Origin of the sequence: Psychromonas sp. (assembly GCF_047632995.1) — a bacterium.
Classification (GTDB): domain Bacteria; phylum Pseudomonadota; class Gammaproteobacteria; order Enterobacterales; family Psychromonadaceae; genus Psychromonas.
Window position 1 is genome coordinate 39,608 of sequence record NZ_JBLIEK010000013.1, and the last position, 10,507, is coordinate 50,114.

Genomic DNA, 10,507 nt, shown 5'->3' on the forward strand with positions numbered 1-10,507 from the left:
GTTTTCCTCTATCACTGTGATTTATTAAAGCGTTAAAACCATCTTATGAGTTATAGCAAACTCTACTCTTTATTGGAATGATGCCATGTAACTAACCAAGCAAAAAAGCCGGGAACTGCGCAGTACAGCGCAAGTTCTTTATCTGATAAGAGATAAGCTAGTGCACTGATCAGCGTCAAGGTGACACTTAAACCAAGATAAAAGTGATTTTTACTGTTTTTTTGCTGCTGTTTATTGATTGATTCTGTTAACAGTGTCAGCTGTTTTTGTTGTGATTTGGCTTGTGATAAATTGTAATAGATCAGCTCAGGCAACTCAGGCAACTTTTCTAGCCAAAACGGCGCTTTCTGTTTGAGTGTATTAAGCAGTTTTTTCGGACTGACCTGCTCTTTCATCCAGTTTTCCAAGAAGGGTTTTGCGGTGTCCCAAAGATCTAGCTGCGGATATAACTGCCGGCCTAGCCCTTCGATATAAAGCAGCGTCTTTTGCAGTAAAACCAATTGTGGTTGTACTTTCATATTGTAACGACGGGCGGTATTAAAGAGGTTAATTAATACCTGTGCGAAGGATATTTCAGAAAGCGGTTTTTCAAAAATCGGCTCACACACAGCGCGAATTGCAAATTCAAACTCTTCAACTGGGGTGTCAGGCGGCACCCAGCCCGAATCCACATGAAGTTGTGCAACCTGACGATAGTCGCGGTTGAAAAAGGCTAAAAAGTTTTCTGCAAGGTAGCGTTTATCTTCCTTATTCAAGGTGCCGACGATGCCGCAATCAATCCCTATCCAAAGCGGATCTTCGGGATGCTCATAAGAGACAAAAACATTGCCCGGGTGCATATCTGCATGGAAAAAACTGTCTCGAAAAACCTGCGTAAAAAAGGCTTCAACACCCCGTTCGGCAAGCAGTTTAAGATCTGTGCCTTGTGCTTTTAGCGCTTCGATATCGGAAACCGGAATACCGTAGATACGCTCCATCACCAAGGCATTTTTAGTGCAGTAATCGGGATAGATCTCCGGCACATAAAGCAGTTTTGAATCTAAAAAGTTACGCCGCAGTTGAATCGCATTGGCGCCTTCACGCATTAAATCTAATTCATCAATAATGGTTTTTTCATATTCATGGACAACTTCAACCGGGCGCAGCCGTTCGGCATCTTTTAAGAAACGCTCCATCAACTGCGCAATCCATCTCATTAATTGCAGATCAGCCTGAATGGTTTTTTTAATATCAGGGCGGATCACTTTGATCACAACTTCCCGGTCATCTTTAAGCAGGGTAGCGGTATGCACTTGTGCAATTGATGCGGACGCCAGCGCATTGGCATCAAAGTTTGCAAAGATCTGTTCAATCGGTTTGCCGAACGCGTGCTCAATCACTGTTATCGCCTGTTGACCGCAAAATGGCGGGACATTATCCTGCAGATGAGCGAGTTGGTCGGCGTAAACGGGAGGCAACAGATCACGGCGCGTTGATAACATCTGCCCCAGTTTGATATAAATCGGCCCCAATGATTGTAAACCGAGGCGCAGGCGCTCGGGTAAACTGCTGTTTTTGTGTGTACGGCGAATCCAAAAAAAGCACAGGCGGATCAGGCGATAAGTAAACGGAATCTGCTCTTTTGGTAACAGTTCAATTAAACCATATTCAAGCACAGTTTTATTGATTTGATAGAGGCGGGAAAGTTCTTTAAATTTAATCATTGACGATTCCCTGCTGTTAAATTTTATGCAAGCGTTGTGTTATACGCGCTTCAAGTTGTAAACACTGTTTTTCAAGGTCACTGACCTGCTCACAAAAATAGGCTACCTGTAATGCACCCGGTGCAAGCTTTAACTCTTCGGTGATAAACTCCGCGCTCTGTTTTTCTATTTTCTTCAGTTGTTGAGATACGCCCAGCCGGCATTGCTTGCTGTGATAGCAAAACTTGTGCGCCAGCAGATCGCCGACTTTAGAAGAGAGGAACTCTTCCCAATCAATGTTCATTTCAGTGAGTAGTTGGGCAAACTGCTGTGCCAGCTGAATATCCCCCTCCACTTCAAGCTGCTCACTTTTTATTAAATGGGTCAGTTGGTGATTATTCTGTAGCTCGTTTAACGCCGATATATTTAAACGAATAAAACAATCCGCCTGCCCTTCATATTTAGCCAAAACATCAATTTGTTGCTTGCTGATAACAAAGTAGAGGGGTTTATTGAGCTCTTTTAGCGTCACGCCGATAATCACGCCATCGAGCATTTTGCGCCTCTGCAGCGCACTTGAATCAAGCTGATGTAATTTATTAATCGCTGTTTCAAGTAATCCGCACACTAGGTTATCTAAAGGCATAATTTCCTCTATATTATCGAGCTGGTTTAGTATTTATAACCGCGGTGCAAGGCAACAATGCCCGCGCTTAAGTTAAAGTATTCACTGTCTTCAAAACCGACATTATTCATCATATCTTTGAGCGTATCTTGGTTCGGATGCATGCGGATACTCTCTGCAAGGTAACGATAACTTTCACTGTCATTGGCAATCAGTTTGCCAAGTTTAGGCAGAATATTAAAAGAGTAAAAATCGTAAAATTTACTCAGTGGTCTATAAATAGGTTTTGAGAATTCAAGCACCAGCAAACGTCCGCCCGGTTTTAAAACGCGGTAAATAGAGGCTAATGCTTTGTCTTGATCGGTGACATTACGCAGACCAAATGCGATGGTGACTAAATCAAAATAATTATCAGGGAAAGGCAATGCCTCGGCATTAGCTTGAACATAATCAACATTACCAACAATCCCTAAATCGCGTAATTTAGTGCGGCCCACTTTAAGCATAGAGTCGTTAATGTCGGCTAACACAACGTGGCCTGTTTTACCTACGATACGGGAAAATTTAGCGGTTAAATCACCCGTTCCACCGGCAAGATCTAACGCTTTCTGACCTTTACGAATACCCGAACAATCTAGGGTAAAACGTTTCCAAATACGATGGATGCCTAAGGATAAAACATCATTCATCACATCGTATTTTGTCGCAACAGAATGGAATACGTCGGCAACCAGGTCAGCTTTTTTATCTTCTTGTACCGTTTTAAAACCAAAGTGAGTGGTGTTTTCTTGTCTGTCGCCCATGTATTTCTCTTTTTTTGTTATCAGTTATTGCAGCTAAAATGAGTGCGAAGATGATACCTTATTTTGTTTAAAAGGGGATCATTATTGTTATTTGCAGCACTACTCTAATAAATAATCGCAGCATAAGATCATTGAATCGTTGATTTTTTACGATCAATCGCTATTTTTACGTTATAATTCCCTGATTAAATGAATGGAGATCTGCTGCTGTGGATCGATTTCGTTATTGTTAAACAAGTATCTTAAACATCACTTATTGGAATCTATCAATGCTAAAAAATATCAATCCAACGCAAACAGCCGCCTGGTCTGAATTACAGGCTTTATTTGATGCAAATTCAGATATGAAAATATCAACGCTTTTTGACAACAACCCGGAACGTTTTAAGGAATTTTCTTGTCAGTTTAACGATGATCTCTTAGTTGATTTTTCAAAAAACTTAATTACTAAAGAAATTTTTACAAAATTATTGGCTTTAGCTGAACAAGTAGATCTTAAAGGTGCGATTAAAGCACAGTTTTCGGGTGAAAAGATCAACGTAACTGAAGATCGCGCTGTTTTACACAGTGCATTGCGTAACCGCAGTAATACACCCGTTATGGTTGATGGCATCGACGTCATGCCAAAAGTGAACGCGGTACTGGAAAAAATGAAAGGCTTTTGTGCCAAAGTGCATTCAGGTGAATGGAAAGGTTACACAGGTAAAGCAATTACAGATATCGTTAATATCGGTATCGGCGGCTCAGATTTAGGGCCTTATATGGTCACTGAAGCATTAAAACCTTACCAAGTTGAAGGTATTGAAACGCATTTTGTTTCTAATGTCGATGGCACTCATATCGTTGAAACACTTGCGAACTTAGATGCTGAAACAACACTGTTTCTAGTGGCATCAAAAACATTTACTACACAAGAAACCATGACTAATGCACACAGTGCGCGTGATTGGTTCCTAAACTTCGCCCAAGATGAAGCACATGTTGCTAAGCACTTTGCCGCATTATCAACCAATGCGCAGTTAGTGACTGAGTTTGGTATCGATACTGAGAATATGTTCGAGTTTTGGGATTGGGTAGGCGGTCGTTACTCACTGTGGTCTGCCATTGGTTTATCCATTGCATTAACCGTGGGTTACGATAACTTTGCAGCGCTGCTTGAAGGCGCGCATGAAATGGATAAACATTTCGCTGAAACTGATTTTGAAAATAATATCCCAGTTATCTTGGCCGTTATTGGTGTTTGGTATAACAATTTCTATGGCGCCGAAACGGAAACAATTCTACCTTACGATCAATATATGCATCGTTTCCCAGCATTCTTTCAACAGGGGAATATGGAATCAAACGGTAAATGTGTGGATCGCAATGGCGACCTTGTTGATTACCAAACTGGCCCAATCATCTGGGGTGAACCCGGTACAAATGGTCAGCATGCGTTTTATCAATTGATTCATCAGGGCACAAAACTGATTCCATGTGACTTTATTGCACCGGCAGTAAGCCATAACCCGGCAGGCGATCATCATACTAAGTTGCTTTCTAACTTCTTTGCACAAACGCAGGCATTGGCATTTGGTAAAACTAAAGAACAAGTGGAAGCTGAATTTACCGCTGCCGGTAAAACTGCTGCAGAAGTTGCTGATTTAGTACCTTTCAAAGTGTTTAGCGGTAATAAACCAACTAACTCAATTTTGGTTAAAAAAATCACGCCAAAAACATTAGGTCAGTTAATTGCTATGTACGAGCAAAAAATATTCACCCAAGGCGTTATCTGGAACATCTTCAGTTTCGATCAATGGGGCGTAGAATTGGGCAAGCAACTTGCGGGTCGAATCTTACCTGAGCTAACCACAACAGATGCTGTTGATAGCCACGATAGTTCAACAAACGCTTTGATTAATGCTTGGAAAGCTTGGAAATAGTTTAAAAAGTTGAGATAAGTTAATAAAAGATCCCCATCTTGCTCTGCAGGTTGGGGATTTTTTTGTTTTTGTGTGACGTTATTAAATATCTCAATAACCTGAAAATCATTGTTAATATCAGTAATATACCTCGCGATAACCAATTAACCATGGGCAGGGCAATATACCAAGCGTGGCGAACTTCATTCGGCGCTAAATGCACACTGACTGGATCGAATCAGAGCAATTGCAGCCTGTCTCTATTCACACTTGTTATACACCCTATCTTCAAGCTAAAATCCCTCTTATCAAAGATTAAATAATTAGCGTATTATTTTCATGATTATCCCGTGGAGAGCAGATTGAACAACCTTACATTTAAACAAAAATTACATTCTCATGGATGGCTTATCCTGATTAATGCTTTAATCGCCATTGCAGTTTCGACCCGTTATTTTGCCTTTTTGCCCGAGTTTCCATCGGAATTAACCGCTATTACTTTTATTATTGCAGGTACATTTAGCCAAATGGTCTTGCTTGCCTCCATTATTGGCATCATTGCTCTGCCATTTTTAATGTTACCAATTAAGGCGCGGCGATTATCACAGAGTCTTATCGCTGCAAGCGGTATTGCGCTTCTCTTTATTGATAGCATCGTTTTTGCACAATATCGTTTTCATATCAACTTTTTTGTTGTGGATATGCTTCTCTCTGGACAAATAGTGAGTTTCCCATTGATTACTTGGTTGATGGTCATTGCCGGTATGCTGTTGTTAGTAATAAGCCAGTGGTTACTCGTACGTTGGTTAGAAGGAGAGCCCGTATTGGTTCAACTTCATTTAGGGCGAAAGTTTGCCTTTTTGGTGTTTATTGCCTTACTCGCCACTAATGGTATTCATATTTGGGCCTCGGCATATGCTTACCAACCCGTTACTGTTGTAAAACGTTATTTACCATTATTTCTACCTGCAACATCTAATACGCTGATGAGAAAGTATGGTTGGATCGATGAACAGGCTTTAGAAAATCAACAGGTAATGCAGGTTAAAATTAAAAGTGATTTGCATTACCCATTATCCACTTTAAAGACTGAAGCAGTAGAGAAGCCGGTCAATATTATGTGGTTAGTGATCGATTCTTGGCGTGGCGATACTTTCAATGCACAAGTCACACCTAATTTATGGTCAATAGTACAAAAAAACGATGGGGTTGTTTTTAATAATCATCTGTCGACAGGTAATTCAACTCGTACTGGTATCTTTGGGCTTTTTTATGCGCTGCCGGGAACCTATTGGCATGGGTTTTTAGCAAATCGAAGAGCACCCTTGTTTATAGAAAGGTTGCAAGCCTTAAACTATGACTTAGGTATATTTGCCGCGGCACAATTAAGATCCCCTGAATTTGATCAAACGGTATTTGTTAATGTACCAAATTTGCGCAATGGCTCTACCGGAAACCGCCCATCTGAGTTGGATAAAGATCTGACCAAGGATTGGTTGGCCTGGAATGAGCAGCGAGATCATGCAAAGCCCGCTTTTTCCTTTTTATTCTACGATTCTCCTCATGGGTATGATTTTCCTGATGATTATTCAAATAAATTTGAACCTTATTTAAAAACACTGAATTATTTAGAACTGAATAATGAAACGGATACAAGCGCATTTTTTAACCGTTATAAAACCAGTGTTCGGTTTGTCGATAGTCAGATAAAACATATTCTCGATAAACTCCAGGAAAGCGGAGAGATGGATAATACTCTGGTTATAATCACGGGCGATCATGGCCAGGAAATAAATGATAATAAACTTAATTTTTGGGGACATAACAGTAACTTTACTAATGCTCAAGTGCAGGTGCCATTTGCTATCTTTGGTCCGGGAATAAGCAAAGAAAGTATGCAATGGGATACCGCCAGTATGACTAGCCATCAAGATGTAGTTCCTACTATTATGAAGCACTATCTAGGTGTTGATAATGATGTTGCCGATTATTCAGCGGGAGAAGATTTGTTAGCTAAACCTGTTCAGCGTGAATGGCTTGTATCATCCAACTATAGTGGTTATGCAGTGGTAACCGATAAGTCTATTTTAGAAGTAACAACAAGTGGAAATTATGAGCTTTTTGATAAAACCAATAGACCCCTTAAAGGGCAGGACTTAAACTACTCTCAGGTAGAGCAAGTCTTAGAGCAGATAAGCCGGTTTAATAAATAGATGTTAATCCATTTGATAGTGGTCTAAAGGAATGGATGAGTCGATTTCATGGCGTAGCCGTTATTTTATTGAAAACATCAATAACCTGCTGTGTACTGATATCCGCCATAATATGCGCCCCTTTGGCCCTTGCGCTCCAGGGTAGTTCACTTAATGCTTTTTTATGCTGCGCTTGCACATGCTTTTCATAAACGCTGATCACACTCTCTTTACTCAAGTAGGGGCGAGTTCGATTCGGGTTGCTATGACCGTATAAACCTATTACAGGTACGCCCTGCGTGGTGGCAATATGCGCTGGCCCGGAATCTGGCGCGAGTATTAATTGTGCTGCTCTGATAACGGCTGTTAACTGCTTTAAAGAGGTTTTGCCAATTAAATTTGTCGCGTTTTCATTCATTAATGTTTCTATATCATTACCCAGTTTCAGCTCTCTTGGCGCAGGCGAGCCGCATAAGATCACATTAAAACCCTGCTTCACAGCATAATCTGCAACTGCGGCGTAACGTTCGCTTAACCAGTTACGTTCATCTTTACTGGCCGCGGGACTAATAACAAAAATAGGTTTGTCATTATCTGTTACTGTTTTGGCAAAATTAAGATCATCTTCAGAAAGTGGAATATTCCAACTGGGTGTGCTTTTATCTATTCCTAAAAAATAGATAAATTCAAAAAAACTATCTAAAACATGTGTCGATGCAGTATCGCTTATTTTTTTGTTGGTGAATAACCACTGCGCTTCTTTAGCCCGTTTGCGGTTAAAACCGATTTTATATTTGGCTTTGATGCCGAGTGTTAACACGCTGGCTCGCAAAGCTAACTGCATATGCAATAGTGCATCAAAGTGCTGATCTGCTAACTGCTTCCAAACTGCCCTCATACCTGAAAAGCCAGTCGATTTATCAAAGACAATGACGTTTACGCCAGGTAGGTCATGCAGCAGTTGCGCCTCTATTTTTCCCATAATCCAAGTGATTTGGGTTGTCGGCCACTGTTTCTGAATTGCTTGTATTGCTGCAACTGCATGGCAGACATCACCAATTGCAGAGAGGCGTAGAATACAAATTGATTTTGGTGCTGTTGTAAATAATGCCATAGTAGTATGATTCGTTGGTCAATTTTAGAAAGTATACAATAATCGAGATAAATTTTTATGATTAAAATTTTGCAAACAAACAGAGTTTATATTGTTTATGACGATGAATTGATAAATGAGTGTGTTGATGGCTGTTTTTTTGCAGAGTACTGGCAGCAGCAAGGTAAAATAATTGGCTCGGCTCAGGGGCGGGGCACAACATGGTTTATTCAGTTAGATAAGTTACAAGGTGCGCTTCGTCATTATTGTCGAGGGGGATTATTCGGCAAAATTATTTCCGATCATTATCTGTTTACTGGTTGGCAAAAAACACGCTCTCTACAGGAGTTTTACCTTTTAGATAAACTTACTTATGCAGGGGTTAATGTGCCTAAACCTATTGCTGCAAGAGTGGAAAAGGGAATGTTTTCTTATCAGGCGGATCTTTTATCTGAAAAGATCCCTGATGCGCAAGATTTAGTTGATATTCTGCAAACCAGAGCTTTATCCAAGTCGGAATATCAAGCGATCGGCAGACAGATAAAAAAGATGCACAACGCACAGGTAAACCACAGCGATCTGAATATCCATAATATTTTATTGGATAAAGCCGGAGAAATCTGGTTAATTGATTTTGATAAATGTTATCAGCAGTCTGGTGATAATTGGAAAGCAGCTAACCTTGCGCGTTTATTAAGATCCTTTAATAAAGAGTTAAAAAAACGCGCGATAAAGTGGCAATTAGCTGATTGGCAACATTTAATGAGCGGTTATAGCGCTTAATTCTTTTAATGTGCGGGCCAACGCACCTCTGTTTTTATCAACCACCGCTAATGCTGATCTGCCCATTTCCCGCATAGCCGTTTCATCAGCAAAAAGTTTAAGCAGATTATCTGCCAAATCGCTTTCTGTCGGGCAGACAATACAGCCGCCAGACTCAATTAACTGCTCCGTTATCAATTGAAAATTATAAAAACTATCTCCTGTTAAGCAGGGTTTGGCTAATGCAGCGGGTTCGAGTAAATTATGGCCGCCCACTTTTTTACCCAGTAAGCTTCCACCCATAAAACAGATATCGGCAGCGCCAATTAAGGTCAGCATCTCTCCCATGGTATCTGCAATGTAAACAGAGGTTGATGCACAGACACTTTGCTTACTGGTGCGACTGACGGTATTAAAACCATTGTTTTTAGCTAAATCGGTAACGGTTAAAAAACGCTCAGGATGGCGGGGAACAATAATTAAGAGCGCCTCCGGTACCTTTTTTAATACGACTTGATGTGCTTTTAATATCAGTTCATCTTCACCCTGATGAGTACTGGATGCTATCCAGATAGGGCGTTTTTCGCCCAACTCGCTACGCAACTCTGTACCTGCTGTTTTTAGCTGATCGGTAATTGAGATATCAAATTTAATTGAGCCCGTGATCTCAATTTTTTCTTTATTGATGCCCAGCTTTATAAAACGCTGTGCATCTGCTTCTGTCTGACAGAGCAGCTGATCGATGTTTTTAGCTAGCATATCAAAGATAAATTGAAATTTTTGATAACGCAGATAAGAGCGATGAGACAAACGGGCATTAATAATGATAATTGGAATTTTATGTTGATGGACGGTATGCAGGGTATTTGGCCAGAGTTCAGTTTCCATAATCAGCAGCGCGGTAGGGTTTATTATCTTAATAAACCGTTTTACTGAGCCGCTAAAATCCAGCGGCATATAACGATGCTCGACTAAATTCTCCAGCTTTTTCACTTCAGCGGCTCCGGTGCTGGTGGTGGTGGTGACAACAATAGTTTGCTGCGGTTGTTGTTTTTTTAGGGCTTTGATCAAAGGGGTGGCTGCTATCACTTCGCCAACAGAAACGGTATGGATCCAAAGCGCAGTGGTGTTGTTATCTTTTAGCTCGGGGCAAAAGCCGAAGTGTTCAACCCAACGTTTGCCAAACTTAGGTTTGTTGGTTTTATTTTTATAAAGACCATATAAGAAAAAAGGGGCGAGAAGAAACAGTAAAAAACTATAAATAAAACGAACCAACATAAGATGTTCCGGTAACATGTAAAAGTTAGATTGTACGATAAATAGATTAACAGATATAATTATCTGCATCTTAATTTTCCCTTTTGTTATTAGAAGTGACGTTTATGTCTCCTAAAAAATACTTAATGTATATTTCTCAAAATTATTCTTACGCTATGTTACGGCCAATTC

8 protein-coding genes are annotated in these 10,507 nt (G+C 40.4%); 3 read left to right on the plus strand and 5 right to left on the minus strand.

What is annotated here, in order from left to right; translation table 11 throughout:
- Window positions 1–62: 62 nt before the first annotated feature.
- Genes ubiB through ubiE form a run of 3 tightly spaced genes read right to left on the minus strand, consistent with a single transcriptional unit; the run spans window position 63 to window position 3,110 of the window.
- On the minus strand, window positions 63–1,703 hold the full coding sequence (gene ubiB / locus ACJAT7_RS04255; RefSeq protein WP_415225556.1) for a ubiquinone biosynthesis regulatory protein kinase UbiB: 1,641 nt from the start codon (window positions 1,701–1,703) through the stop codon (window positions 63–65).
- Window positions 1,704–1,719: 16 nt separating this feature from the next.
- Window positions 1,720–2,328 (minus strand): SCP2 domain-containing protein, encoded by a 609-nt coding sequence (locus tag ACJAT7_RS04260; protein WP_415225557.1) that lies wholly within the window; start codon window positions 2,326–2,328, stop codon window positions 1,720–1,722.
- 26 nt (window positions 2,329–2,354) lie between these two features.
- Window positions 2,355–3,110: a bifunctional demethylmenaquinone methyltransferase/2-methoxy-6-polyprenyl-1,4-benzoquinol methylase UbiE gene (gene ubiE / locus ACJAT7_RS04265; protein ID WP_415225558.1), complete on the minus strand. Its 756-nt coding sequence runs from the start codon at window positions 3,108–3,110 to the stop codon at window positions 2,355–2,357.
- 269 nt (window positions 3,111–3,379) lie between these two features.
- Here ubiE and pgi point away from each other — a divergent pair, with 269 nt between their 5' ends.
- Both pgi and ACJAT7_RS04275 read left to right on the plus strand, forming a co-directional pair.
- Window positions 3,380–5,032, plus strand: coding sequence for a glucose-6-phosphate isomerase (gene pgi, locus ACJAT7_RS04270; protein WP_415225559.1), 1,653 nt, complete (start codon window positions 3,380–3,382; stop codon window positions 5,030–5,032).
- A 341-nt stretch (window positions 5,033–5,373) separates the two neighbouring features.
- Window positions 5,374–7,224 carry a DUF3413 domain-containing protein gene (locus ACJAT7_RS04275; RefSeq protein ID WP_415225560.1) on the plus strand — a complete coding sequence of 617 codons (1,851 nt, stop codon included), beginning with the start codon at window positions 5,374–5,376 and terminating at the stop codon, window positions 7,222–7,224.
- 46 nt (window positions 7,225–7,270) lie between these two features.
- On the opposite strand, the gene ACJAT7_RS04280 is transcribed toward ACJAT7_RS04275, so the two are convergent.
- Window positions 7,271–8,317, minus strand: a complete 1,047-nt coding sequence (locus ACJAT7_RS04280) for a glycosyltransferase family 9 protein (RefSeq protein WP_415225561.1) — start codon at window positions 8,315–8,317, stop codon at window positions 7,271–7,273.
- Between the two features lie 57 nt (window positions 8,318–8,374).
- Here ACJAT7_RS04280 and ACJAT7_RS04285 point away from each other — a divergent pair, with 57 nt between their 5' ends.
- The gene (locus ACJAT7_RS04285; RefSeq protein ID WP_415225562.1) at window positions 8,375–9,079 is read left to right on the plus strand and encodes a 3-deoxy-D-manno-octulosonic acid kinase; all 705 of its coding nucleotides are present in this window, start codon (window positions 8,375–8,377) and stop codon (window positions 9,077–9,079) included.
- On the opposite strand, the gene waaA is transcribed toward ACJAT7_RS04285, so the two are convergent.
- Window positions 9,056–10,405 carry a lipid IV(A) 3-deoxy-D-manno-octulosonic acid transferase gene (gene waaA / locus ACJAT7_RS04290; protein ID WP_415225563.1) on the minus strand — a complete coding sequence of 450 codons (1,350 nt, stop codon included), beginning with the start codon at window positions 10,403–10,405 and terminating at the stop codon, window positions 9,056–9,058. The two genes, ACJAT7_RS04285 and waaA, sit on opposite strands and share 24 nt — an antisense overlap.
- Window positions 10,406–10,507 lie beyond the last annotated feature (102 nt).